Source organism: Thermoanaerobacterium sp. PSU-2 (genome assembly GCF_002102475.1).
In the GTDB taxonomy this organism is placed as follows: Bacteria; Bacillota; Thermoanaerobacteria; order Thermoanaerobacterales; family Thermoanaerobacteraceae; genus Thermoanaerobacterium.
On the sequence record NZ_MSQD01000044.1, the window covers coordinates 1 to 585 of the forward strand.

At 30.9% G+C, this 585-nt stretch carries 1 protein-coding gene; it reads right to left on the reverse strand.

Annotated elements, in window-relative coordinates; all coding sequences use genetic code 11:
- Window positions 1–178: 178 nt before the first annotated feature.
- Window positions 179–585 (reverse strand): DUF1492 domain-containing protein (locus BVF91_RS13045; RefSeq protein WP_085113771.1); only part of this gene is annotated, 407 nt, incomplete at its 5' end.

Below are 585 nucleotides of genomic sequence, written 5' to 3' on the forward strand. Positions count from 1 at the left end.
GTCCGAGTTCAATTTTCATTACATCTGAAACATACTCTTTTAATATATCATCAGCAGTTTTGAACTTTGCCAAATCCAATTTCCCACTCTCCTTTACAAATCCTTATGAAAGTATTTTACCATATTATTCTTAGTTTGTCAAGTAACACTGCTGATATCAAACATTCTGTCAAGTGATTTAGACTTTTATCAAATTTTCTTGTGCTGCTAATAGCGCAATATATAATATTATCTCATCCTTCCAATGAAAATACGTAGCTCTTTCGATATGTAACCTTTTCCGAATATATTCTCGCCCTTCCTCGTCAAAATATATTAATTGTAATAACTTTTCCTTATCTGTGTTTTTAAACTTCTGAATTGTTTTTTCTATTATCGTAAACCATTTTTCATATTCTTCTATCTCTTTAGGTGGTTTAGCCAACATCAATGCTTTTATCGCTGTGCTATCACTATGGTAAGATTGTCCTTCTCCAACCTTTCCAAAAAGAGGTGTACTTGAATTTAATACTTTTTCTCTATATTCTTTCACTTCTCTTTTCAAGTCAAAGTAGTGATACAAGTGCCATTCAATTTCTTTGTATA